Origin of the sequence: Ensifer sp. 22521 (genome assembly GCF_052044795.1) — a bacterium.
In the GTDB taxonomy this organism is placed as follows: domain Bacteria; phylum Pseudomonadota; class Alphaproteobacteria; order Rhizobiales; family Rhizobiaceae; genus Ensifer.
The window spans coordinates 303,994-327,863 of sequence record NZ_JBQENM010000007.1 but is presented as its reverse complement, the minus strand read 5'-3'; the positions used below and the strand labels follow the sequence as shown (position 1 = coordinate 327,863).

Below are 23,870 nucleotides of genomic sequence, written 5' to 3'. Positions count from 1 at the left end.
GCTGCTCAAGACCGGGACCGCGAAAGACGGGCGCGGCGGCCATGGCCCGCCGCTCGGCTCTTCTCAGGATTTATTTTGGCGAGCGTACCGGAATCGCCGAATCAGGCCTTCCCCCGACTGGCGGATGCGCGTTAGCTTCCGTACCGCGCAGTACGTTCTTTCTGACTGCGCTTCCCCGCACCCCGAGCCATTTTGGGTGCTCGCTTGCCCCGCCCTCGTGCGGGGCTCTTTCTTTTTCGCGGTTTGTCGCGCGCGTCAGTCGACCTTGAATACGGCGTCGCCGACAAAGACGATGACATATTGCCCGCCTTCGCCCGCGCGCGCCCAGTGCTGCAGCGTCTCGGCATAGGGCGTCTGCTTCCAGATTTCCGGATAATCCGGATCGACGAGAACGGTGACCTGGGGCCCCTGCCGATAGATCATCATGCGCGAGCGCGCCGGATCCCAGCTGTCGTCCAGGCCCTCATCCGTGCGCCAGAGACAGAGGAAATCGCGACAGAGCTGCGGCCGCTGCTCATAGATCCGGCACCCCTCACCGTCGATGCAATGCCGGCACCAGTCGTTTGCCGGTTTTTCCAACGCGTCGATATCCGGCAGCCGGCAGCAAAGGGTGCAGCTGCCGCAGGCGCGCGCGCCGAGCGGTGTGGATGTCGAAGAGGTCGGAATGATCATCGGCGGACGCTATATCACATTGCCCTTCCTCAAGGGAACGGACCAGCGGCGTTCACCCCATTGCGGCGAAGCGAACCGGGCACGAACACCGCGCCGCCGCCTCGCACTGCGGGATACGGAACGAGGAGCATTTGCCGCGCGTGTCCTTGCGCGGCGCAGGCAATTCTCGACTGCGCCCCTCGACTGCGCGTCGAACGCGCGCCCCCGGCCGCGCCAATTGCGCGGTCGGACAGGGAGACGCCTTAGCGGATCCGCGGGCAACCGCTGCGGTTGGCGAGATAGATCCTGGCGTATTGTCCACGCCGTCCGATGCCCTCGACGACGATTCGGTTGCGGCTCATTCCGGCGATCTCAGGATCACGCATGCCGTAGCCATAGGCGCGGCGAATGGCCTGGCGGGCGCTGCAGCCGCGCCGCGGGCTGTAGTATTCGTCGTCATAGCGGCGTTCGCGCCGATAGTCCCGATCCCAGTCGCCATCGTCGCCGCGCGGTCCGAGATAGAGATCAAGGGACTGCGCCGGAGATACTGAAGGGAGCGCCGTGACGGCGCCTGCGGCGACCAGGAGCACGGCCAGAAGTTTGCTCATCTTGTGTGTCATATCAGTCTCCTCCAACCGCTACCCATTGAGAGGACCTCAAGGCTAGCCCAGTGAACATGAATGCAGGAGTAACCAACGACCCGCCAAAAAGTTGCGATGGTCGCGTCATGGCGAGCGAAATCGGCTGCCTTCAAGCGCGGTTCCGGTGGAAATGGAAGGTCTTGCGGTCGGTCTCGCCTTGCCGGAACCCCTTGTCCGCCAGGATCGCCTTCAATTCCTCGACCTTCGCCTCGCCGATGACATGCGGGTGCAGTTCCACCAGGATATCCCTGACCGAGCCGAAATCGGCAACGCGCAGCAATTCATCCTCGCTGCCTTCCACATCCATGATCAGCACATCGGGGCGATAGGTCTGGAGTACCTCGGAGAAGACGTCGCTTTCGATCTCCACTTTCGCGCCCGGCAGCTGACGGTCGTAGGCGCTCGACGAAATGATGTTGTCGCTCCGGTAGAAGGAGATCCTGCGCCCGTCGGACGTCATGGCTCTGAGCCGCAAGGCGGGCTCGATGCCGTTCAGCTGGAAGTTCTCGCGGATCAGCGGCTCCAGCGACGCATTGGCCTCATAGGTCAGCACGTTCGAAGCGCCGCAGATCTTTGCCGCAAGCAGCGCGATGAAGCCGACGCCGGTGCCGACTTCCAGCACCTTCGAGCCGGGCTTTAGCAGCCGAAGCAGGATGTTGCGTTCCGTATCCTCGTAGACTTCGCGATACATCAGGTCGCGCACGACGGCCGGAACGCGCGCCGCGTCGGACACCAGCCGGATGCCGTCGATCGTCACCGTTCGCGCATTGGTGAAGTAACGAATTCTCTTTCGGATCGAACGAAGAAGACGCTTCATGCTATGCCCCAAGGATCTTTTCACCGCCAGTGAGTACGATTTTGCGCTCCAGAGACAGGCAATGCGCCACTCGCGGCATCGCCGGGTCGATGCCATCAGGCAATTGCCTCACCGGTGTTTTTGATCTAAGTCGCCCCATATTATGTATGAAGAATACATATCGGAATGGGAATGAAAGACATTACCTATCCCTTCAGGGATCAATCCGACGCCGAGATGATCTCGAACCGAAACCTCTTCGATCGCCTCATCACCTGGTACGAATCCGCCAAGGTCGAGCGTCGCGAACGGACGGAGGGCCGCGAAGTCGATCTGCGCTGCGTCAGCCCGCAGGGGCAAACGTCGCTCTACCCTGATGATCTCCCGCTGGTTTTCCTTAGCCACAACGATGCCAAGCTGATGCCCGGCTTTCTGGCGCATTACCGGTCGTTGGGCGTTACCCGTTTCATCTGTGTCGATGATGCCTCGACCGACGGGACGCGTGAATATCTGCTGGGCCAGCCCGATGTCGACCTGTGGGCGTCTGCGCTTCGCTACGCGGAAGCCCGGCGCGGCCGCCTCTGGAGGGAGGCGCTGTTTGCGCGCTATGGCGGCGACCGCTGGTACGTCAACGTCGATTCCGATGAGTTCCTGATCTACGACGATTGCGAGAACCGCACGCTGTGGTCGGTGATCCATACGCTCGAGAATCTGAAGATTTCACGGCTGCCCGCACCGATGCTGGATATGTATCCGGTCAATCTGCGCACGGCAGACGTCAATCAGCTGAAAACCCGAGCCCCGTGGGAGGTCGCCGATCATTTCGATAGCCGTGGCTATTCGCTGGCAACGACCGCGCGAGCGATCACGGTCAAGGGCGGCGCGCGCCACCGCGAGTTTGAATCCGACCTGGAACTGATCAAGTATCCGTTGATCTTCTGGGACGAGGACTGTCGCTTCGGCGCCAGCATCCATCAGCCGCTGCCCTATCAACGCAACTTCTCCTCGGTGCTCGGCGCGCTGCTGCATTTCAAGTTCTTCGCCGACTACGAAAAGGTCATCGAGGATGCCGTCGCCGACGGCCAATACTTCGACGGTTCGGCGGCCTATGCGAAGATGACGGAAGCCCTCGCCGGCACCGGCGCGCTGCAGCTCTTTTCCCATTCCTCGGTGAAATTCGGCGGTTCGAAGCAATTGCTGCGGCTCGGCTTCATCACCCCCGTGCCCAAATCCACCGCCGGCGGCGAGCGCTAGGCTCGCGGTCCGCGGCCCTTACCAGTCAGCCTTCACACACCGGAAAAGCACCGGCTCTCCCGGCACAGGCACGCTCGAGAACTCATCACCGCGCCGCTCCCGGCTATGTCTCCAGGCCGAAGATCAACGGCACGGCCGGTCGCTGCGCGACCGGATGGATCGTTTTTCAACCGATCCGCGAGTTTGGCCGTTGATTATTCGACCGACCGCTCCATTTACACCTCTGAGGCACTTAACCTGAGGAGAAGCCTGCATGAATCGAAACACAGTCATCGGCATCGTGGTTGTGATCGTGCTCATCATTCTTGGCGTCGTGTACCTGAAACCGGGGGCCAAGCAGGCCACCGAGACGGCACCGGCGACAACGACGACGGAGCCCGCGACGACCGAGCAGAAGCCAGCAACGACGCAGCAGCCGGCAACGACTGACCAGTCGACGACGCAGCCCTCGACCACTCAGCCGTCCACGACCGAACCGTCAACGACGCAACCGTCGACGACTCAGCCGGCAACGACACCGTAACGGCCACGAAACGCGACCACCCCTGCCGCACCGCCGGCCAGCGGGTGGTCGCATGAAACAAGGGGTATCAGGCAGCCCCCAAGCACAAGCACGTGTTTCCTTTCGGTTCGCTGATGATAAGAATCCGGCACCCGCAAAGGAGCCTTGAATGCACGTCGCGTTGCCATGTTTGCTGTTGCTTCTCTCGTCCTGCATGCCGCACATCCCCGAAGAGGTTCTCGACGCAAACTGGTGCAGGGACATGGCGGCAGCAAAGGCGAAGGCCACCGGTACCGGGCGAGCGAACCTCGCAGCGGCGATGATAAAACACGACTGCGCCGCCAAGCTCGCCGCCGAACAACAATCAGCGGCGACCGCGCTGGCACCCTCGTCTCCGATCCGACTGCAACAAGCTGGTGACGAGAGATGACTTGCCGACGGCATGTTTCCTTTGTTCGTAGCCCGTTAAAGGGCAAAAACATGCAGCAATTCAAAGTGCTACGGCGACCTTTGCGCGCCTGAGTTGATGCGCGGCGTTGCAGGATCAGCCGCGTTCACACACAACCGGCGCTGCCACCCAATTGCGCGCTGGAACTGCGAAACCAGCCCAAGTCCTTGGGCCGAAAGGTCTTTCGACCCGACGGACGTCGGGTCGCTCACATCCCCGCCACAAGGGCGAGGATGACGGAGAATGGGACGCCCTTCGCGGCAGGAAGCCATCTTAGGGTTTGCCAGCAGCCTGAGGCCCGCTGACGCGGGCCTCAGTTGTGTCTCACAACCGGATAGCCGACCGGCATTTGCCAGAGGGATATGTCGGCCATCTCGGGCTTCTTCACGCCTTCCTCCGCGCCGATATCGCGGAGCAAGTGATCCGAGAGATGGCTGAGCTGGTTGAGCGTCCGGCGACGCCTCCAGGCAGCAACAAGGAAGGCACCGACGGTTCGCCGGAAGCCGAACGTTCGAAACAGATCGTCCATGATCGCCGGCAGGGTGCCGGCGGAGGTAAGTTGCAATTCGCGCATGATTATTCCCGCCGCCGCGAGCGGCCGGTCCTCTAGATTATGGATGCGCGCGGACACGGAAACGCGTTCCGGGAACCGGTCACATCAAGTCAAAATGGAAAATACGAAAAGGCGGAACTCGGGTCGCGTTTATGCGCCGAAGTAATTCACAGAATTGTGGCACACTCGTCGTGATGAGCAAGCCATTCCACCAGAGGCGAGCATCTGAACAAAATTATGAATCATCGTATGCCTCCTCTAGTTTGAGCTCCGATTTGGTGAAAAATACACGAGTTTACTTCTGCGGCAAGAGCACAATCGCAAACTGCCGGAATGACGAAGCGCCTGTTGCACGGGAGCAACAGGTGACGGGTGCGAGCGTGCCGCAGGGGTCGATCCGGCCTTTATCGCCAACAGACGCGGCTTTTCCACCGCGGCGAAGAGTTCAAAACGGAGCGATTGATTGTCTTTGTCTCGTTCTTCGTCTTCTTCGCACTGATCTGCATCGGCAGCATCGTTGACATCGCGACCACAGAGCCACGCCCCTCACGCCACGACGTCGAGGCGCTGCCGCGATGAGGCGGAGAGGCCTCCAAGGGTCGTCACGGCTGTCCTCACCTTCCGCCCGGCATGCCATTCGCTTTGCCCGCACTTGAGCATCCGCAATCCAGCCCCTAAGAAAAGGACGTCAATTGCGCTTCAAAATCAGATGGATGCTTCCATGAATCTCGACGTTCAGGACCTCAACGGCGCCTGTCACTGCAAAACAGTTCGTTTCAATGTTCGATTGAAGAACGGTCTTCATACGGCCCGCCGCTGCACCTGCTCTTACTGCCAGTTGAAGGGCGCGGTTGCCGTCTCCGCCGCAAAGGACGGCGTCACTGTGCTTTCAGGCGGTGAGGCGCTGACCAGGTATCAGTTCAACACAAAGGCGGCCGAGCATTTCTTTTGCTCAAAATGCGGCATCTACACCTTCCACAAGCCGCGCGCGAACCCCGATTTCTACGGCGTCAATGCAGCGTGTCTCGAAGGCGTGAGCCCCTTTGATTTTGAAGAATTGTCCGTGAACGACGGCATCAATCACCCGATGGATACCCAGGGATCGACCGGCCCGCGGCTCGCCGGAACGCTCCGATACTTTCCCGCCAAATGAACGGCAGCAGCGTCGGACGACGATATTGGTCACGCCGTCATGAATGTTCGGCGCACCGTTTGATGAGGGCGTGGCCGGTGCCGTTGGCAGCGCCCCCGACCGGCTCGACCAGGCGACCAATCGCGCTGGTCGAGCACTGCACATATCGCCGGTCGGGATTATGGCGCCGCTGATGCGCCTCGTAGGCCATCGCAACAAGTGTCGGCGGACAGGACGGCACGCGGTCACGCCGGATGCTTAGGAACGGGCCGTGGATACCTCCCAGAACCTGGAAAGCGCACCAATATGCCCGTCGGAAAAATTGGAATTTAATCAGCGTTTTAGGAGAAATTTGGTGGGTGATCACGGGCTCGAACCGTGGACCCGCTGATTAAGAGTCAGCTGCTCTACCAACTGAGCTAATCACCCATCCGTGGCGTCGCTTTAGCGCACGGGCCGATGACACTCAAGAGGGTATTTGCGTCACGCCACGATAAACCCACAGCGTTTCCATCCGGCTCCGAGTTGATTGCGTTTGCTCTCGCCTGGCCGCGCGATCAGCGCACGCCGATGAAGCGGCCGCCCAGGTCAAAGCGGCAGTTGTCAAACACGTCTTTCGTCGCGCCTCCCGTGTTCCCTGCAACCATGGAGGTGTGCGGGGCGTTCTCCACAGGGCGCGCCTTGGCCCCATGAAGTTTTTCAAAAGATTTTCACAAAGGCGCTGGACAAGCCAATCGAACGCCTTTATACGCCCCCTCACGACAGCGACGGGACTTGACCGAAGCGGTCGCGGATGGGTGATTAGCTCAGTTGGTAGAGCAGCTGACTCTTAATCAGCGGGTCCACGGTTCGAGCCCGTGATCACCCACCAAATTCTCCTAAGACGCTGATTGAATTTCTTTTTTCCAAAACGCATGGCTCCCGCTTCAGACGAAAAGTTCGCCTGCGCCGATCTTCACTGCGTGGCCGCCGATGCGGGCATTGCTGATCTCCCCGCCCGAGATATCCAGATGCAGGTGGATGAAGGACGGCCGTCCCATTTCCACCCCCTGCTCGACCAGCACCGGGTGATGACCGTCGACGAACTGGTCGAAAAAATGGATGGCGCCGGAGAGAGCGGCCACGGCCGAGCCGGTCGCCGGGTCCTCGAGGTTGCCGGCACCGGGGCCGAACTTGCGCGCGTGGAAGCGCGCCGTGTGGTTCACGCCGCCGCGGCAATAGACATAGGCCGGGGCCAGCCGCCCCTCGGCCATCGGCGTCAGTTGCTCCCAGCGTTGCGAATCGAACTCGATCGAAGAAACCGCCGCAACATCGTGCACCGGCACCATGACGAAGGGCACGCCGGCACTCCAGAACGAAGGCACGTGGTTCTCGAAGCCGATCTGTGATTGTTTCAGGCTCAACGCATCGGCAATCGCCTGCCGGTCGAAGCGGGCATCGAGCCGTACCGATTTGCGCGGCAGGTCGAACTCGGCAAAGCTCGCAGCCCTCGACTTGAGGCGGACGGCGCAGCGCACCGGACCCACCTTCTCCTCCAGCACCTGCACAAGGTCGATCCCCTCCTCGATCGCGCCATGCTGCGCCTCGGCGATAGCGATCGCCGCGCCAACGGTCGGATGTCCGGCAAAGGGCAGTTCCTGGCTGGGGGTGAAGATCCGGAGCTTCGCCGTATGCGCAGCACCCCCGGGCCTGCGGATGAACACCGTCTCCGACAGGTTGAATTCCTGCGCGATCGCCTGCATCGCCTCGTCGTCCAGCCGGTCGGCGCCGAAGACCACAGCCAGTGGATTGCCTTCGAGTTGCCTGTCGGTAAAGACGTCGTAGATCGCGTAACTCAGCGCCATTCATGTCCCCTTGCGAAGATGCCCCGAACTTTGCAGCGTCGGGGCGCGGGCGGCAAGTGTTAAAAAGCACCCGTGCACAACTCGGAGCAGGTGTCATGGGTTCGTAGCGCTACGCACCTCTATTAAAGGCTCACGAGAGCCGTCCAAACTTCCGGGATTATGTCGCAATACCTGCAGACATTGACCGAGCTTATTTGCTGTCTTCCGCGTAAGCCCTCGTCGGACTTCCTCGGGAAAATCCAATACCAATCGTTCGCCGGTTGCGAGCCACCGACGGCTGAACTTGGCTCTTAATGGCGCGGTGCAACAGCCTCCGGATGAAAGTGATACGTGCCGTCGCCCAATGGCACGACGTCCCCAATTCCCGGGAAAGGGAAATGGTAGCCATGATAGCGAATACCCTCGGTCACGACCTTGGCGAAAATCGCGGTCTTCGCATCCGCGGCCTGCTGCGGGTTGGTATCGTAGTCCATATGGAAATACCATTCCGGATGAGCCGGGTCGTATACCTGATGGTGGCAGACGTCACCGGTGAAGACAATTTTTTGCCCTTCGCTCTCGAAGATGTAGGCGCACATCCCGGCGGTATGACCCGCGACGGAAAACGTGGACACTCCCGGGAACAGGGTCTCGCCGACTGAGAAAAGCCTCAGCCTGTCGCGATAAGGAGTCACTGCTTCAAGTGCTCCTCCCGTCCACTCCGATCGGAAGTCATTCCGATTCAAGTTTTCCGGATCGGTCCATTCAGCCCATTCCCGATCGGTGCAGAAAAGCTTCGCGTTGGGGAAGGTCGCGCTACCGTCGGGATGGATGAGGCCAAAGGCGTGATCCGGATGCAGGTGGGTCATCAGGACCGCGTCGATGTCTTTCGGATCAATACCGGCCGCGCCGAGATTGTCTATCAGACGACCCATGTCGCCACGCCATGTAAGTGTCCGCCCCGCGCCCGCATCGATGAGAAACAATCTGTCGCCCTGTTCATCACGACTGGGTTGATATCCATTGGAATGTGGTCGATGGGCAACCGATGGACGGATTTCAGGCGGGCGATTTCGGCCGGATCAGCATCTGGGTAGAAGCCCTCGTAGCTGTGATGGATATAACCATCCCCTCGAATACCCCCAGTCGGAAACGGTACCAACCCACGTTTTGGACGCAGTGTACCTGCCCCCATTCCCCGGGCGTGAAACCTGTCCCCGTTGCCATGAGCGCTCTCCCATCTTGCTCAACAGCCTGCGGCACACAGTTACCGCGCTACCTTCCATCATCTCGAGATCAGTAGCAAAAGTTGAAGGAAACATCAGCAACTACTAACAATCGTAGATCCGAGTCTTGCCAGCCGTCCCGCGCCTGGCTCGGGCGCTTCGGGCTAGCGTAATCGATTTCAACGCCAGTTGTTCCAGGATCGCGCCGGCTTTCAGTTATTTGAATGACAGTGATGGATATTAATTTAAGTTTTGAATTATAATTGAAGTACAATAAATGACTGCACTTGATAAATATAATACTTGTTTGCAATTGTTGTTTGCTTATAGATTACTTTCAGGAGGATGAAAACAATGGCAAAGATAGTCGGCACTGATGCAAACGACACCCTGTTCGGGACAGACGAAAACGACAATATCTGGGGTCTCGGCGCCAATGACACGCTGGACGGCGGGCTTGGGAACGATTTTCTCTATGGCGGGGCCGGTAACGACGGCTTGGTGAGCTTCAGCGGCTATGACGAGCTCGATGGCGGCGATGGCGATGACCGGCTGGAACTCAACGGAACGGGCGGCGTGGCGCGGGGAGGTGCCGGCATCGATACGCTGGTCATCAATCTTTCAGGGACGGGCAACCGAGTCACGTTTAACGGCATGAACCGCCACGTAACCTTCGGTGACCCGGCTGAGACCGACAATCACATCTTCTACCGCGGCATTGAGCGGCTGGAGCTGACGACCGGTAGCGGCAAGGACATTGTTGAGGGTGGCACGGGTGACGACGTGATCTCGACCGGAGACGGCGCGGACATCATCGGCGGCCAGTCATTGCCGAACACCCATAATCAAATGAGTTCCCTGGGTGCTGATGTTATCGACGCCGGTGCGGGCAACGACACGATAATCGATCGGTTCGGGGCCAATCATCTTTCTGGCGGCAGTGGCGACGACAGCATCACAACGACACTTTCATCTGCCGAACTCGACGGCGGCGACGGTGACGACACGTTACGGTTCGAGGATGCGGATCGGACCGATGATGTCACGGTCGATGTGGTCAATGGCGTTACATCGACCGGTACGGCCTTTCACAATTTTGAGCGGGTTTACGCACATACCGGCAGCGGCAATGATACTTTGCTCGGTGGCCTCAGTCGCGACAACCTCTTCGGCGGCAATGGGGCCGACCGCCTGTTTGGCGGCGAAAATAATGACTATCTCTATGGCGAAGGCGATGATGACCGCCTTGAAGGCGGTGCCGGAGTCGACTCACTTAGTGGGGGTGAAGGCGATGACCACCTCTCTGGAGGCGACGGTGCGGATCGTCTGATCGGCGGTGAGGGCGCTGACACATTCCACTGGAGTGGATTTGAGGTTCGCCATAGCAGCATCGACCATATCGTCGATTTTGACACCCAAAGTGGCGACGTGATCGAGTTGGGGGGCTTCTATCCTGGCGACACCAACATCTATAATTTCGATTCCTTTGTGGCTGCCTCGCATGACACGGAGGAGGGTCTCTATGTAGCCTTTCATGGTGAAACCGAAGGTATCCTCATCGAAGGCGTTTCGCTTGCGGACTTATCTGCCGACGATATTGCTTTCACGTTGTGAGACTGCAGTGTCGGTGGCTGGTCCGGCGGAAGTCCGCTTTCCACCCTGCGCGGTCCTTCCTGATTGTTGGGATGTGAGGACCGAGGGGCGCGGGCATGTGTGAAGGCGTGGCAGTTCTTCCTGCGCATCAACAGGGCCTAAGGCGCAAGCAGACGCGCGCGACATAAGCACTACAAATACAAAAAGATAGTGCGATTTATTGATTCATGGTCGTGGCGAGCGGATGTTACCGAAACAGCCACTCCAGAATGGGCGGAATGAACGGCGGATAGTTGTGCGCCCCAGGGTCCGGCCCGAAAATCGCGATCGCCTCGTCGATCTCCGGCTCGGGATCACCAGCGATATGCGCCGCCACCCGGGCAACCAGGGCCGCCGCCGTTTCCGGATAGCGGTAGACGCGAAGCACGGTCACGGCGCGGTCCATATGCAGGAGGTGATAGCCGGGCTCGGCCGTCGCAAGCGCGAGATCGATGCCGGTCTCTTCCAGCGCCTCGCGGCGGATGTTGCCGGCGATGTCGCAGCGGCCGTCGACGATATCCTCTGGCTCCAGCGAGCCGGAGGGGCTGTAGACGCGGGCCGGATTGGCGGTGTGCGACCCCATGCGCACCAGGATCAACGCGCCGTCGGAGGACAGGATCGCCGGCATGGCGAAGAGATGAAAGGCGCCTTCGGCCCGCGTCTTCCGCCACCAGAGAAAGGTCGAATAGGGCACGACATGCCCCTCGCCCCGAATCCGCCCGTCCTCGATGCGAAGCGCGCGCTGCAGCACCATCCGGCCATCGAAGAGATGCGGGTTGGCCGCGATTTCGCGGTGCCAGTTCTCCTGCGCCCGCTCGACCTCGCCGAGGTGAAACGGATGCGCCGCGCCGTTGACGCGGATATCGACGCCGTCGATCGGGATGATGACGCCCTCGGCCGGCCACGCTGCCCTATTGCTTTCAAGAGCGCCCATGATCACACATCCAGCGTTATGGCCACGGGGCAATGGTCCGACGCCTTCGGCCGGTCCCAGCCGGTGCGCGGGTAGCGCTCCACGTCAAGCCCCGGCGGAAAGATCGTGCGGAAGGGCTGGCCGCCGCGGATGACCTCGGGCACCTGGGAGTGGTTGCGCTTGGCAAGCGCCGGCGACAGCCAGATATAGTCGAGCTGGCAGAGATGCTGCTCCTGCGGCCCGCGGCTGTGAAACAGCGTCCAGCGGTCCATCACCGGCCGGCGCAGCATCGGGTTTTCCACGAAGCCGTCATGGCTGAACACGTCGAGCGAGCTCGTTTCCTCCTCGTGCGGCACGAACTGGTAGCCGTTGCGCCGGTCGCCGAGGATGTTCACCTTCTCCTGGTAGTCGTTCATGTCGCCGCAGATCGCAAACATCTTGTCGGCGGTCTTCCCGCGGCCGAAGCGGCTCTCGATGATATGGCGCACGGCGCTCGCCTCCGCCACGCGCAGCGGCATCGTCGCCTGCCGGCCGTCGAGCCCTTCGCGCGCCGGCCCCATCGACTTGAAGTGCACGACATAAAGCGTCAGCGGCCGCCCGCCGATGCGCAGGTCGAGCTCCAGGCAATCGCGCTTGAAGATCCGGTCGGCCGGCCGGTTGGTGAGCGCGAGCTGGTCGTTGAAGAGGTCGAGATCTTCATAGGTCAGCCCCGCATGGCTCTTCACATCCAGGCACTCGATCGGCTGTCCGTCGCGCGTCTCCTCGCGCATCAGCACGGCCACGTCGATCCCACGCGAATCATTGCCCTCGATCAGGTATTTCTGGCGATAGCCGTTACCCACCATGCGGAAGAGATAGTTGTATTCGAAGGCCTGCAGCGAGGCCATGTTGTCGGCCTCCTGCAGGCAAAGGATATCCGCATCGCAATCGGCGATCGCGAGCGCCGACATCTGCCGCGTATCATCGGTGTGCGCGATGGTGCGCGCCTCCTCCAGCCGCTGGTATTCGGCTTCCGTCTTCACGTCGAAGAGCCTGAGGACCCGGTCCTGCTTGAGTTGGTTGCGAAAGCCGGAAAAATCGAAGCGGCTCAAAAGGTTCTCGATATTGAAGGTGGCAAGGCGAAGCGACATTTATCAATTCCGTGGCATGAAATGCCGGGAGCTTAAAGCAATTCCAGGAAAAGTGTGAAGCGGTTTTCCGCCTGGAATTGCGTCCAATACAAAGAGCAATTCCAGGAAAAGTGCGAAGCGGTTTTCCGTCCGGAATTGCGCAGATGATCCAGGCATCGAGCGGCAAATGTCGAGCCTGATTTCCTTGTCGGCCAGTCACGTCTCGGCGAGCGCGACTTCCCGGCCGATCGGCTTTCCGTCTCTGCGCCCGCAATATGATCCATGTCATCCAGAACGCGAACCAATGTGCTCAAATGGCGTTAGTGTATGACCTCGCGCTCATGGAGGATGGTTTGAACACCGAAATCGAACTCAAGCTCGAGCTCTCTCCCGAAGATCTTGACCGCTTTGCCGCATCCGGCCTCCTTGGTGAGCCGGCGCGCACGGAGCAGCAACGGTCCGTCTATTTCGATACGCGCGGCCGTGATCTCTATCAGTCAGGCTTCACGCTGCGCATCCGCACGGTCGGCGCGGCACGCACCCAGACGATCAAGGCGACCGGCCCCGGCGCATCGGTCTTTGCCCGTCCGGAATGGGAGCAGCCGCTTTCCGCCGATGAGCCGGTCGTCGATCACACCACCCCGCTTGCCGCCGCGTTTGACCTTGAGCCCGACGATCTGGAGCCGCACTTTACCGTCGAGGTCGAGCGCAGGACCTGGGAGGTTGACCAGGACGGCACGCAGATCGAAGTGGCCCTCGACCGTGGAATGATCGCCTCAGGCAATCGCCAGACCGCCGTCGGCGAAATCGAACTCGAGCTCAAGGATGGCGACCCGAAGGCGCTTTTCACCCTCGCCCGCCGCATCGAGGCGATCGTTCCCTTCCGCTTGGGCGTTCTTTCCAAGGCCGAGCGCGGCTTCCGTCTGATCGACGCCAGGCCGATCGTCTTCAAGGCGGAGCCGGTCGTGCTCGACCGCGAGATGCGGGTGACGAAGAGTTTCCGCACCATCGCGCTTGCCTGTCTCAGGCACTACCGCCTGAACGAGGACGTGCTGCGTGAACGAAAGAACCCGGAGGCGCTCCACCAGGTCCGCGTCGCCCTTCGCCGACTGCGCTCGGCCATCTCGCTCTACAAGGATGTGCTTGGCGATGAGGAGAGCGCGCGCATCAACGGCGAGCTGAAATGGCTGGCTGGCGTTTTCGGCAAGGCCCGCGATGTTGACGTTCTCCTGACGCGTGATCCGGAGCCGGAGTTGCGCGACCGCCTGAAGACGGCGCGCGCCGCCCGCTACGTCGAAGTCTTCGAGGCCCTCGACGGCGCACGCGGCCGCGCCCTTCTTCTCGATATCCAGCAATGGCTGCACTGCGGCGACTATCTGTCGACGCCGCCCGCCGAGCTTCGCGACCGGCCGGTGGCCGATTTCGCCGAAGCCGTTCTCGACCGCGCGCGCCGCAAGCTCAAGAAACATGGCCGCGCACTCGCCAAGGTCAGCGACGAGGAGCGGCACGAGGCCCGCAAGGATGCCAAGAAGCTGCGTTATGCCGCCGAGTTCTTTGCCGCGCTGTTTGACGACAAGCGGGGCACGCGGCGCCATAAGCGGTTCATCGATGCGATGGCCGGACTGCAAGACAGGCTCGGCACGCTGAACGATCTCGTGTCCGGTCCCCTCGTGCTCGGCGAGATCGGCCTTGAGGATCATCCGGACGCCGAAACGCTCGTTGTGCACGCCGACAAGGACAAGCTGATCGACCACGCGCAGAGCGCACTTGACGACGTGATCGACGCCAAGCGCTTCTGGCGCTGAGCCACGGTCGCGCCGACCCGGCCATCGCACACAACCGCAAGGCTTCATTGTATTCGCCGGGAAACGGCGCATACTCACGCCCATCGTTGGACTGTTTATACGGGCTCCAACGGCTGAAAGTTCATTCGCGCTTTCGCCCCAGTTCTGGAGGTCGCGCGATGCATTCCACGACCCGCCAACAGGCGATACACCCCCATGACATGCAGGAGATCGAGCGCATCTTCGACGACATCCTGCGTGATCGCGGGCTGACGCGACGCTGCGAAGCCGCAGAGCGGATCGCAAAGCGGCTTGTTGCGATCTACCAAAGCGGCGTTCGTGACTGCAGCGCGCTGAAGGCCCTGGCTAGAACATCCCGCTTTCTAGCGTAATCGCTTGAAGCGGAAAGACGCACTACAGCGCCGCGCGCCTTATCAGGCGCGCAAAGGTCGCTGTAGCACTTTGATTCTAGAGCATCTATCCGCCTCCAGTGATTCCACTTGAGAGCGGATGCTCTAGCCGAGCGACAATGGCCGGGCTCCAGCAAGCCCGTCAGCCTTCGCGGTCCTGGCTGGCGATCGCCCGGTCGATCCGTGCTGCCAGCTCGTGGCTGACCGGCACCATCGGCAGGCGCATTTCCGGGCTGTCGATGAGCCCTGAGCGCCAGAGCCAGTGCTTGATCGGAGCCGGGTTCGGCTCGGCAAACAGCAGCCTCGGCAGATCGGCAAGACGCTGCCAGTCGGCCAAAGCCCCCGGTTGATCGCCGGATATCAGCCTGTTGCGAATGGCGGCGAAGGCTGCCGTTTGAACATGCGCCGAAGCCGTGATCCCGCCTTCCGCCCCTTGAGTCAGCGCCGTGTAGAACAGCGGGTCTTCGCCGGTCAGCACCGAAAAACCTTGGGGCTTGTGGCGCAGCAGATCGAAGGATTGCGTCGCATCCGCCGAACAATCCTTGACGCCGACGATGTTTTCCCGCTCCGCCAGTTGCAACATCGTCTCGTTGCCGAGGTTCACCCCGGTTCTGTAGGGAATGTTGTAGATCAGGATCGGCCGTGCGGTGGCATCGGCAAGTGCCGAGAAATGGGCGAAGAGCCCGCGTTGCGACGGCCTTGTGTAATAGGGGCAGGCGATCAGATAGCCGGTGATATCCCAAGGCGCCGTCCGCTCCAGCGCCTTTACCGTCTTCAGCGTGTCGCTGCCCGAAAGGCCGAAATAGACCGGTATGGACTTGCCCGCCGCAGCCAGGGTCTCGTTGGTGATCCCAACCAGCCGCTCGCCTTCCGCCTCGCCGAGCGCCATGCCCTCCCCGGTGGTAGCACCCAGGATGAAGCCGTCGATCGGCTCTGCGGCATAGTGCGTCACCAGCCGACGCAGCGAGCGCTCATCGAGTTCGCCATCACGAAACGGCGTGATCAGCGGCAGCCAGAGGCCGCTCGGCATTGAATATGTGGTTTCCATGAAATTCCATCTCCTTCAAGAAACCGGAGACGGAGCGCAAGCGAAAACCCCGTCCGAACCGGCGGGGTCGATCTGATCCTTGTGCTTGCTATGCTCTGCGCGCAACGACCGACAGCCCCGGGTACGGGGCTTTTTTCGAGGTCGTCAGTTTGGCGAGACGGCAGATCATGAGGCGAAACTCGAACAGTCCTCCATCTTTGTCAAGCGGCGACGGAGGGCATCGGCCCGGGAGGCGACACGTTCCATACAACGGGAGTTCTGCCGATCAGCCCAATTACATTCCCCTGAGGTCGGACCGGAAGACCGCCTCCGCCCGCGATCGGCGCGCAAGGACGAAGCCCCTGAAACGGTATCGGGATGCGCCGCGGCTGGAGATCCAGGTCCGGCACATCCCGATGATATCAATAGGATTTTCGGAGGGCGAGATCAGACGAGATTGGTCTCGACTTCGATGTTGCCACGGGTCGCCTTGGAGTACGGGCAGATCTCGTGGGCGGCGTGAATAATTTCATGGGCGAGGTCGCGATCGAGGCCCGGCAGGCTGACATTCAGCCGAGCGCTGAGGAAGTATGAACCGTCGTCGACGTTGAGATTGATGTCGGTCTCGACCTCGGGGCCGGCCGGCAGCTTCACCTTGCGCTGTTGCGCAGCAAGCTCGATCGCGCCGATGTAACAGGCCGACCAGGCGGCACCGAACAGGTTTTCCGCGGCCGGATGCGGCTGCGACAGCTTCAGTTCCAGCATGCCGTCTTGGCTGCGGGTGCCGCCGTTGCGGCCGCCGGTGTTGTGGGTCTTGCCAGTGAATACGAGCTTCGTGGTCATGTCATTTCCTCTCTGTTTGATTTATTAAGCGTATCCGCTTCAATCGGATGCGATGTATATAGATGAAGCTGAAGGCGACGTCAACACCATTGCGATTTAATCGGATACGATTTATATTAAGTGCAGATACGGAAAGAGAAAAAAGGACACCCCCATGCCCGCCTCCAAAACAGCGAGCCCTGAGACCACGCCTGCAAAGGGCGGCAAGAAGCTCTCCAACTTCCTTTGCTTTGCAATCTATTCCGCAAACCTCGCCTTTGGCCGCGCCTATAAACCCCTGCTCGACAAGCTGGGCCTGACCTACACCCAATACGTGACCCTGGTGGCGCTATCGGAGGAAGACGACCAGACCGTCAGCATGCTTGGCGAAAAGCTCTTCCTGGAATCGAACACGCTAACGCCGATCCTCAAGAAGCTCGAAGCAGACGGCTATCTGCAGCGCCGTCGCGACCCTTCGGACGAGCGGCAGGTGCGCCTCACCTTGACGCCGGCCGGTCGCGAACTGGTGGACGCGGAGCCGGGTTCGGCGCTCCTCGAAGCCACCGGCCTCGGCGACGACTTTCCGGTCGTGCAGCAATCGGTGGCAAGCCTGCGCGACAACCTGCTGCACTCGATACAACGCGGATCCCAGAAGGAATAGCCGTCGCTTCGATCCCTATGGCCGGCAACCAACGACGACGGGCGGCATGAGACCGCCCGTCCTCTCCACCCTCATCTCTGTGCTTGTCACAGAGATCCAGCAGCCGTGCGTCGGCACGGCAGGAGATGCAGAGCCGGAATGCCGACGCTCGACATCAGGATGATTTCCCGCGCCACCGACGCGGCGCCGCTGGCTGGCGACGGGCTTTTTCAGCATGCCTGGGATGATCAGAGATGTCCTTGTCAGCAGTCTGAGGGCGGCCGCTGGCCGCCCTTTGTCGTGTCGCCGGCTCGGGGCTGCTTTGAAGCGGCCCGTTTCGATCGCACTTACGCCTCGACGCGCCTGCGCGACTCCATCATTTCGGCCGCTCGCGCGTAGCCGCCATCCATGCCGTCGAGAAAATGCAGATGCGCATCCGGCCGGGCTGACGGGACCAGGCAGGTCATCAGCGCATGTGATTGCCGGTGCAGCCCGAATTTGACCTCACCCCTTGCCCTTGCCGCAAGGAGGATCGCTTCGACCCGATCGATCTGCCCGACTGCGGCGTCCACCGTCAGGCGAAGACCATCGTCGTATTTGCGAAAGTCCGAATTGGCGGCAACGCCCAGCCAGCGCTCTGGCGCGATATAGACCCGCTCATCCTTCGGCACGCCCATTTCCGCCAACGGATGCGACTGCCGCGGCCCCTCGTCAACGACGGCAATCACGTCTCTGGCGAGCGCCGCGAAACGCGCCGGCGCCACATCGTCCGTCGGCTCGACCAGCAGCGAAAGAATCTGCCCGCGCCGGCTCGGAAACGGTCGCCACTCGCAGGCAAGCCCCGTCAGATCAGGTTCGGTGCCATCCTTGTCCGGCTCAAGCTGGTAGCGTCCCCTCTTCAGTTGCTGCTCCGCCCATTTGAGCCCGCCGCCCGCAAACATTGCGTAAGTGGCGTCTTTCGAAGCGGCGTAGCGTGCGATCGTCACGTCCTGCCCGTTGGCGCGGATTTCCCTGACGCTCAGCAGGCCGACACGAAGGTCGAGGCGAAATCGATCCTTCACGAAGGCCGCGATCTGCCTGAGCGCCGCGGTCGCCGTCATTTCCCCTTCCGGCGGAAGCGCAAAGGCGGCGCCATCGCCCCGAAAGACGAAGGGGAAATCGAAATTGCCCCAGGCATTGCCGATCGCGGCGATGGCCGAGGCGCCCGTGTAGTTGACGTCCTCGTAGCGCCCGGACCTGATCGCCCCGGTCGAATCGACGACATCGGTGATCCCCACCAGCCAGTCGTCGGGCAATGGCTCATAGGCACTAGGGTCCAGCACCAGCGAAAACTCGCTATAGGCCTGCACGCGTTGGGGCTCAAACTGCATCAGCTTCCTCCAGTCGACGGACTGATCGCTGTGGACGGGGATTTTCCAGGGAATGCCCGAGCGCTCTGAGGCGCACCGGCATCCATGGGCTTGCTGCCCCCGCATTAAATCGGATGCGACATAAATACCGAAGTGCGATCCAATGTCAATACAATGCGATTTAATCGCATACGATAATAATCACAGCGAAGATAGCTATGCCAAAGCGTGGGTATCCTGAGGGATTGCCGCGGGGCTGAGGTTCCGCCCGATGGTTGCAAGAGCGCGCTCACGCGATCGCGGTGATTTCCAGCTCCTGGTCGCCGACGCTCATGACGTCGCCGACCGCCTTGCCCAGGAGCATCCGCGCCACCGGCGAGACATAGGAGATCGATCCTACCTTGGGATCGGCCTCGTCCTCGCCGACGATCCGGTAGGTCTGCACCCGCCCGTCGTCGCGGCTGAAAGTGACCGTGCTGCCGAAGGCGACGGTATCGTTGGACGCTGGCTCCGGCATCGGTTGCGCCGTGCGCAACCGCTCGGCGAGATAGCGCAGGTCGCGCAAGGGACCGGCCTGCTGACGGCGCTTTTCGTTCACGTCGTCGACTGTGGCCGCCGCCTCATAGGCCGCACGCGCCTCCTGCACCTGCGCCTCCAGCGCCTTCAACCCGGCTTCCGTCACCAGGTTCGGATGCGGCGAGATCGGGCGATCCGGCAGCAGCGTCTCGGCGGCGGTTTCGGCACTTTCTTCCTTGGTGAAGGCAACGCTCAATCTTCAGAACTCCGTGTGGCAGTATGGCACGCAGCGTCCTTATCGGCCGGCTGCCTGCCAATCAACACTATACGCACTTGCGGTCGCTGGGTGGAAGAACAACGGCGCCGCCTCGCGAAGGATCTCAAACGATCGGCTTTCCACTCGCCCAGAATTCATCGACCTTGCCCCACCATCGAAGGGTCTCCGGCCGCAGCCATGGGCGAAACGCCTCAGGATGCGTCCCGCGGTGCAAATGTCCATTCTGCAAGTCTTCGAGAAGGCCGACCGTCGCCGCCTCTCACGCTCCCGTCACCGGTCCTGGCTACTCGATGGCCGGCGATGCGACAACCAGTTTCTGCTTGGCGCCGGACCCCGAGCGCTCGATGGCATCCACCACCCTCACCCGCACGCCGCCCGCCTCGGCGCCCACCGCATCGAGCGCCGCCTTGGCGGCCTCATCGACCTTAGCGCTGACGGCGGCAGCATCCACGCCTCCAAACACGGCGATGGTGATCTCCAGCCCATCGGGCAATTGCACGAACTGGAATTGTCGCACCCCGGCGGTGCCGGTCAGGGGCGAGCGCAGCCGGTGCGCGTGCACGCGCACGACGCCGCCGCCTCGCCCGGGCAGATGCAGTGTCTCTTCCCTGCGTCCGGTGATCGATGCGATCCGCCAGAACGGCAGGCCGCACGGACAGGGTTCCGTCGCCATCGCAACGATGTCGGAGATTTCGTAGCGCACCAGCGGCAGCACGCGATTGGTGAGCGTCGTCACCAGAAGCTTTGCGCCCTCGGTCCCATCCGGCACGGGGCGATCATTCTCGTCCACCACCTCGAAGACGAAGGAATCCTCGGCCAGATGCAGCCCATCGCCAAAGATGCACTCGTGGCCCATGGGCCCCGCCTCGGTGCACACATAGCTGTTGGCGATAGCCGCCTGCCACGTCTCGGCGGCGAGGTCGCGCACCTCCGGCGTCAGCGTTTCGGCGCTGGTGCGAAACAGCCTCGGTCTGATCCTGAGCCGACCGGCCTGCTGCTCCGTCGCCAGCACCCGCACGAAGGAAGGATAGGTCGAAATCACCTCCGGCTGGTGCAGGTTGAGGCCCTCGACGATCTCCTCGATCGGCATGAGCACGTTGAAGCGTGGCGCAGCCGGCCGGATCGCGCGAAGCTCCACGCCGATATGGTAGGAAATATGCACCGGCGACGAGGCAAAGATGGCAACGCTGCGCGTGGTATCGTCAATGCCGACGATCGCCTGGAAGCGCACCATGTTGGCGATTGCCGCAAGCCAGGCGGCATCGTTGAAGGCCGCGATACCACGCTCGCCCGTCGTGCCGCCGGTTGCCACCACACGGTATTGTCCGAGAAGAAGCGACCCGGGATCGTCTCCATCCAGGTGCTGCTCGATCAGGCCGCGACTCAGCCTCGGATCGGTGACGACCCGGTCGAAATTCTCCATCAGCGCCCGCTTCGTCAGCACCGGAAAGGCATGAAACGGCGCACCGCTAGCCACCAGCTCGCCAATGCTCTCGCGGTAATAGGTCGATGCCCCGACAGCGTGCCGCAAGGCGGACTGCAACTCGCTGCGTTGAAAGGCCAGTAATCGCTCCCTCGACCATTCCGCGCGCAAAAGACGCTCCTGCGATCGCCTGAGCAAGAGATCGGGATCGAGGGTGGCAGATGCGGTCACTGGTGGCATCGAATTGGTCCTCGTGTCTTGCTCCTGCGGCGCGGCCGCACGAGCGCTAGCCTCGCCCGGCGCGGCCTCGACAGGCGACCAGGCTGGCAGCCCGTGGACAGGACCCGGCGCGCGCCCTTTCGCAACCGGGGTTTGCAAGCGATCATGCCTTTGCACCTCAAGGCCTTGATTGTATCGCGAAAGCCGGGATCTATGCGACAGCGATGCGATGGAGAGCTTCGCCCGCGCGACGTGTCAGCGGCGCGAATGCCGCCGCACCGCTTTGGTATTACTGCATGTTTTTCCTTGAATCGCATCGCGTTTGAGGGAACGTGCAGGTGAGTCTCGAACCGACCTGGGCAGGCTTGAGCCCGAAGCCCTGCTGCGTCATGCGAAGGAGAAAGATCGTTGGCCGAACCGTTTATCGTCTATGGCGCGTCAGCCTCGGGATCCGTTCCGATCGAGGCAACGCTGACCCTTCTCAACCTGCCCTATCGCGTCGAGGAACACGCGCCCTGGGAGGGCAAGCAGGAAGCAAACAGGCTCGCCCGCATCAATCCGCTACTCCAGGTTCCGGCCCTGGCGCTGCCGACGGGCGAATTGATGACCGAAAGCGCCGCGATCCTGATCTGGCTGGCCGATGCCCACCCCGACGGGCGGCTCGCACCGGCGCCGACAGACCCGGCACGACCGGCCTTCCTGCGATGGATGACCTTCGTATCGGCGGCCATCTACGCCCTCTACTGGATTGCCGACGACCCATCCCGCATCGTCGAACGGGAAGAGGACCACGCCGCCGTCAAGGCGCGCCTGTTCGAGCGCATCGCCCACTGCTGGGCGCGGATGGGTGCGGAGCTGCGCCCGGGCAGATACCTTCTCGGCGACGACGTGTCGGTGCTCGACCTCTATGTGGCAACGGCGTCGCGCTGGTCTCCCGGTCGGCGGCGCTTCTACGAGGTTGCACCGGGGCTCGCGGAAACCGTGCGCCGCGTCGACGCCGATCCCCGGCTGGCGACCCTGTGGGCCGAACGCTTCCCGTTCACGCCCGGCTGGGAGCGCTAGTCCTCCCCGCTTCGGATCCCTGAAGCCTGTCAACAAAGCCGCCGGCTTTCCGCTGGATCTGCCGCCGCAGGCTCGCTTAAAACACCGATGTCGCCTCCAATGACCAACGACCCACTGCCACCGCTCCTCACCGAAGACGACCTACGCCACATTACCGGATGGGCGGTGCTCACAGCCGAGCGGGCGCTCCCGGTCTTCGAGGCGGCCATGCCGGGCGACGACCGCCCGCGCGAGGCGATCGCGGCGGCCCGCGCCTTTGCGCAAGGGGGGCCGCGCACCGCGCATCTGCGCAAGGCCGCGTGGGGCGCTCAAGCGGCGGCGCGCGCGGTCGACGATCCCGCCGCCAAGGCTGCCGCCCGCGCAGCCATTGCCGCAGCCGGTGCGCCCTACACCCACCCGATCGAAACGCCGCATCAGATCAATCACATCCTCGGACCCGCCGCCTATGCCGTCCAGGCGCTCTCGCTCGGTGCGGACGACGAGGCCGGTACCAGGGAAACCGAACTGTGCTGGGCGATCGCCGCCGCATCGGAAGAAATCCGGCGCATCATCGGCAAGATGCCGGGGCGCAAGCCCAGCAAGGGCGCGTTTCACGCCCTGCTCTACCGGCTCGATACCGCTCTGCGCCCCTAACTGCGCCCGCGGCCGAGCGCAGATCACGCCAGGGCGCGCTCCCGTGCCTTGCCCGCCTCCTCGCCGATCCAGGCGATCACCGTCTGCAGCGCCGGTGATTTGCGATAGCGCGGCCAGACGAGGTAGAAATCCGAAGGTCCGGACATCGACCCCGCGAAAATGCGGATCAGCCGACCTTCGGCTATATCCTGCGCCACGAAATCACCATTGGCGAGCACGATGCCCTGGCCGGCGATCGCCGCCTCGATTGCGTGCGAGGTCTGGTTGAAGCTGATGCCCTTGAACGAGGCCTGCCGGCTCCCGCCGAAATGGCGTTCGATGAACTCCGGCCAGAAATTATGGGCGTCGTGCAGCAGCGTATAGCCGGCAAGCTCGTCCGCAGTCTCAGGCACGCGTCGGCCGGCCATCAGCATCGGGCTGCAGACGGCGACGATCTCCTGCTCGAACAGCAGCTCGACAGCCAGCCCCGGCCCGAACGGCGGCCGCCCGTAGCGCACCGCCAGGTCCACGCCATCGGCCTGGAAATTCGACATGCGATCGGTCGCGAGAATATGCAGGTCGAGGTCCGGATGGCGCGCGGTGAAATCCGGCAGGCGCGGGATCAGCCATTTCGAGGCGAAGGATGGCGTGGTGCTGATCGTCAGCCGCACCGGCTGCGGCTTCAGCCCATCCGTCGCCCGGGCGATGATGTCGAGCGCGCGCCTGACATCGGCGATATAGGCCCGCCCCTCGCCGGTCAGCGCCAGCATGCGCGGCAGCCGCTCGAAGAGTTTTACCCCGAGCTCGGCCTCCAGCCCGCGGATCTGCTGGGCGACCGCCCCTTGCGTGACGCCAAGCTCCTCGGCCGCCAGCCGAAAGTTCAGATGGCGCGCCGCCACCTCGAACACTTTCAGCCCATTCAGCGAAGGAAGCCGTCCCGGTGCGTCACTCATTGAATAGTTTTTCTACTGCCATTTGAAAGCGAAACTTTCTCGTCGTCGCATGACGGAGATGGTATTTCAATCGCGAGAGCCCCAAAATCCGGCTTC

24 protein-coding genes and 2 tRNA genes are annotated in these 23,870 nt (G+C 62.0%); 11 read left to right on the top strand and 15 right to left on the bottom strand.

Features of this window, described 5'->3' with window-relative positions; translation table 11 throughout:
• Positions 1 to 255: 255 nt before the first annotated feature.
• The 3 genes from ACTJKE_RS13135 to ACTJKE_RS13125 all read right to left on the bottom strand — a co-directional run bounded on the left by ACTJKE_RS13135 (position 256) and on the right by ACTJKE_RS13125 (position 2,109).
• Positions 256 to 672 (bottom strand): hypothetical protein, encoded by a 417-nt coding sequence (locus ACTJKE_RS13135; protein ID WP_113514732.1) that lies wholly within the window; start codon positions 670 to 672, stop codon positions 256 to 258.
• Between the two features lie 242 nt (positions 673 to 914).
• Positions 915 to 1,271, bottom strand: coding sequence for a hypothetical protein (locus ACTJKE_RS13130; protein WP_058323277.1), 357 nt, complete (start codon positions 1,269 to 1,271; stop codon positions 915 to 917).
• Between the two features lie 130 nt (positions 1,272 to 1,401).
• A complete protein-coding gene (locus tag ACTJKE_RS13125; protein WP_440691902.1) occupies positions 1,402 to 2,109 on the bottom strand; it encodes an FkbM family methyltransferase in 708 nt (235 codons plus the stop codon).
• Positions 2,110 to 2,325: 216 nt separating this feature from the next.
• On the opposite strand from ACTJKE_RS13125, the gene ACTJKE_RS13120 reads away from it, so the two are divergent.
• The 3 genes from ACTJKE_RS13120 to ACTJKE_RS13110 all read left to right on the top strand — a co-directional run bounded on the left by ACTJKE_RS13120 (position 2,326) and on the right by ACTJKE_RS13110 (position 4,274).
• Positions 2,326 to 3,342, top strand: a complete 1,017-nt coding sequence (locus ACTJKE_RS13120; protein WP_440639024.1) for a glycosyltransferase family 2 protein — start codon at positions 2,326 to 2,328, stop codon at positions 3,340 to 3,342.
• Positions 3,343 to 3,595: 253 nt separating this feature from the next.
• Complete coding sequence (locus ACTJKE_RS13115) at positions 3,596 to 3,865, top strand: hypothetical protein (RefSeq protein ID WP_057253968.1); 270 nt, start codon at positions 3,596 to 3,598, stop codon at positions 3,863 to 3,865.
• A gap of 148 nt (positions 3,866 to 4,013) precedes the next feature.
• Entirely contained in the window at positions 4,014 to 4,274 is a 261-nt protein-coding gene (locus tag ACTJKE_RS13110; RefSeq protein WP_440691901.1) for a hypothetical protein, read from the top strand.
• A 331-nt stretch (positions 4,275 to 4,605) separates the two neighbouring features.
• On the opposite strand, the gene ACTJKE_RS13105 is transcribed toward ACTJKE_RS13110, so the two are convergent.
• Positions 4,606 to 4,866: a DUF1127 domain-containing protein gene (locus ACTJKE_RS13105; RefSeq protein ID WP_063891524.1), complete on the bottom strand. Its 261-nt coding sequence runs from the start codon at positions 4,864 to 4,866 to the stop codon at positions 4,606 to 4,608.
• Between the two features lie 700 nt (positions 4,867 to 5,566).
• Here ACTJKE_RS13105 and ACTJKE_RS13100 point away from each other — a divergent pair.
• Positions 5,567 to 5,998, top strand: a complete 432-nt coding sequence (locus tag ACTJKE_RS13100) for a GFA family protein (RefSeq protein WP_440691900.1) — start codon at positions 5,567 to 5,569, stop codon at positions 5,996 to 5,998.
• Positions 5,999 to 6,330: 332 nt separating this feature from the next.
• On the opposite strand, the gene ACTJKE_RS13095 is transcribed toward ACTJKE_RS13100, so the two are convergent.
• A tRNA-Lys gene (locus ACTJKE_RS13095) sits at positions 6,331 to 6,406 on the bottom strand.
• A 366-nt stretch (positions 6,407 to 6,772) separates the two neighbouring features.
• On the opposite strand from ACTJKE_RS13095, the gene ACTJKE_RS13090 reads away from it, so the two are divergent.
• Positions 6,773 to 6,848 (top strand) — tRNA-Lys (locus tag ACTJKE_RS13090).
• Positions 6,849 to 6,903: 55 nt separating this feature from the next.
• Here ACTJKE_RS13090 and ACTJKE_RS13085 read toward each other — a convergent pair.
• Positions 6,904 to 7,821 (bottom strand): PhzF family phenazine biosynthesis protein, encoded by a 918-nt coding sequence (locus tag ACTJKE_RS13085; RefSeq protein ID WP_113514726.1) that lies wholly within the window; start codon positions 7,819 to 7,821, stop codon positions 6,904 to 6,906.
• 290 nt (positions 7,822 to 8,111) lie between these two features.
• Positions 8,112 to 8,786 (bottom strand): MBL fold metallo-hydrolase, encoded by a 675-nt coding sequence (locus tag ACTJKE_RS13080; protein ID WP_440691899.1) that lies wholly within the window; start codon positions 8,784 to 8,786, stop codon positions 8,112 to 8,114.
• 594 nt (positions 8,787 to 9,380) lie between these two features.
• Between ACTJKE_RS13080 and ACTJKE_RS13075 the strand changes: the two genes are divergently transcribed.
• On the top strand, positions 9,381 to 10,640 hold the full coding sequence (locus ACTJKE_RS13075; protein WP_110878568.1) for a calcium-binding protein: 1,260 nt from the start codon (positions 9,381 to 9,383) through the stop codon (positions 10,638 to 10,640).
• A gap of 226 nt (positions 10,641 to 10,866) precedes the next feature.
• Here the strand turns inward: ACTJKE_RS13075 and ACTJKE_RS13070 are convergent, their stop codons facing one another.
• Together ACTJKE_RS13070 and ACTJKE_RS13065 are read right to left on the bottom strand one after the other, a co-directional pair.
• On the bottom strand, positions 10,867 to 11,592 hold the full coding sequence (locus ACTJKE_RS13070; protein WP_058327077.1) for an NUDIX hydrolase: 726 nt from the start codon (positions 11,590 to 11,592) through the stop codon (positions 10,867 to 10,869).
• A 2-nt stretch (positions 11,593 to 11,594) separates the two neighbouring features.
• Positions 11,595 to 12,701 carry an endonuclease/exonuclease/phosphatase family protein gene (locus ACTJKE_RS13065; RefSeq protein ID WP_058327078.1) on the bottom strand — a complete coding sequence of 369 codons (1,107 nt, stop codon included), beginning with the start codon at positions 12,699 to 12,701 and terminating at the stop codon, positions 11,595 to 11,597.
• A 332-nt stretch (positions 12,702 to 13,033) separates the two neighbouring features.
• On the opposite strand from ACTJKE_RS13065, the gene ACTJKE_RS13060 reads away from it, so the two are divergent.
• Together ACTJKE_RS13060 and ACTJKE_RS13055 are read left to right on the top strand one after the other, a co-directional pair.
• Complete coding sequence (locus tag ACTJKE_RS13060) at positions 13,034 to 14,485, top strand: CYTH and CHAD domain-containing protein (protein ID WP_440691898.1); 1,452 nt, start codon at positions 13,034 to 13,036, stop codon at positions 14,483 to 14,485.
• Positions 14,486 to 14,643: 158 nt separating this feature from the next.
• A complete protein-coding gene (locus ACTJKE_RS13055; RefSeq protein ID WP_057253950.1) occupies positions 14,644 to 14,856 on the top strand; it encodes a hypothetical protein in 213 nt (70 codons plus the stop codon).
• Between the two features lie 160 nt (positions 14,857 to 15,016).
• On the opposite strand, the gene dapA is transcribed toward ACTJKE_RS13055, so the two are convergent.
• Positions 15,017 to 15,922 carry a 4-hydroxy-tetrahydrodipicolinate synthase gene (gene dapA, locus ACTJKE_RS13050; protein WP_113512733.1) on the bottom strand — a complete coding sequence of 302 codons (906 nt, stop codon included), beginning with the start codon at positions 15,920 to 15,922 and terminating at the stop codon, positions 15,017 to 15,019.
• 426 nt (positions 15,923 to 16,348) lie between these two features.
• The gene (locus tag ACTJKE_RS13045; RefSeq protein WP_057253948.1) at positions 16,349 to 16,744 is read right to left on the bottom strand and encodes an Ohr family peroxiredoxin; all 396 of its coding nucleotides are present in this window, start codon (positions 16,742 to 16,744) and stop codon (positions 16,349 to 16,351) included.
• A gap of 154 nt (positions 16,745 to 16,898) precedes the next feature.
• On the opposite strand from ACTJKE_RS13045, the gene ACTJKE_RS13040 reads away from it, so the two are divergent.
• Positions 16,899 to 17,384, top strand: coding sequence for a MarR family winged helix-turn-helix transcriptional regulator (locus tag ACTJKE_RS13040; protein ID WP_058323861.1), 486 nt, complete (start codon positions 16,899 to 16,901; stop codon positions 17,382 to 17,384).
• A 326-nt stretch (positions 17,385 to 17,710) separates the two neighbouring features.
• On the opposite strand, the gene ACTJKE_RS13035 is transcribed toward ACTJKE_RS13040, so the two are convergent.
• From ACTJKE_RS13035 to ACTJKE_RS13025, 3 genes are all read right to left on the bottom strand, one after another.
• Positions 17,711 to 18,733 (bottom strand): DUF3095 family protein, encoded by a 1,023-nt coding sequence (locus ACTJKE_RS13035; RefSeq protein ID WP_113512731.1) that lies wholly within the window; start codon positions 18,731 to 18,733, stop codon positions 17,711 to 17,713.
• A 268-nt stretch (positions 18,734 to 19,001) separates the two neighbouring features.
• Positions 19,002 to 19,484, bottom strand: a complete 483-nt coding sequence (gene greA / locus ACTJKE_RS13030; RefSeq protein WP_113512729.1) for a transcription elongation factor GreA — start codon at positions 19,482 to 19,484, stop codon at positions 19,002 to 19,004.
• Between the two features lie 304 nt (positions 19,485 to 19,788).
• Positions 19,789 to 21,168: a phenylacetate--CoA ligase family protein gene (locus ACTJKE_RS13025; RefSeq protein WP_440639004.1), complete on the bottom strand. Its 1,380-nt coding sequence runs from the start codon at positions 21,166 to 21,168 to the stop codon at positions 19,789 to 19,791.
• A gap of 387 nt (positions 21,169 to 21,555) precedes the next feature.
• On the opposite strand from ACTJKE_RS13025, the gene ACTJKE_RS13020 reads away from it, so the two are divergent.
• Both ACTJKE_RS13020 and ACTJKE_RS13015 read left to right on the top strand, forming a co-directional pair.
• Positions 21,556 to 22,209, top strand: coding sequence for a glutathione S-transferase family protein (locus ACTJKE_RS13020; protein ID WP_113512727.1), 654 nt, complete (start codon positions 21,556 to 21,558; stop codon positions 22,207 to 22,209).
• Between the two features lie 99 nt (positions 22,210 to 22,308).
• Positions 22,309 to 22,842, top strand: a complete 534-nt coding sequence (locus ACTJKE_RS13015) for a putative immunity protein (protein ID WP_440639002.1) — start codon at positions 22,309 to 22,311, stop codon at positions 22,840 to 22,842.
• Positions 22,843 to 22,865: 23 nt separating this feature from the next.
• On the opposite strand, the gene gcvA is transcribed toward ACTJKE_RS13015, so the two are convergent.
• Positions 22,866 to 23,774, bottom strand: a complete 909-nt coding sequence (gcvA, locus tag ACTJKE_RS13010) for a transcriptional regulator GcvA (RefSeq protein ID WP_113512726.1) — start codon at positions 23,772 to 23,774, stop codon at positions 22,866 to 22,868.
• Between the last annotated feature and the right edge of the window lie 96 nt (positions 23,775 to 23,870).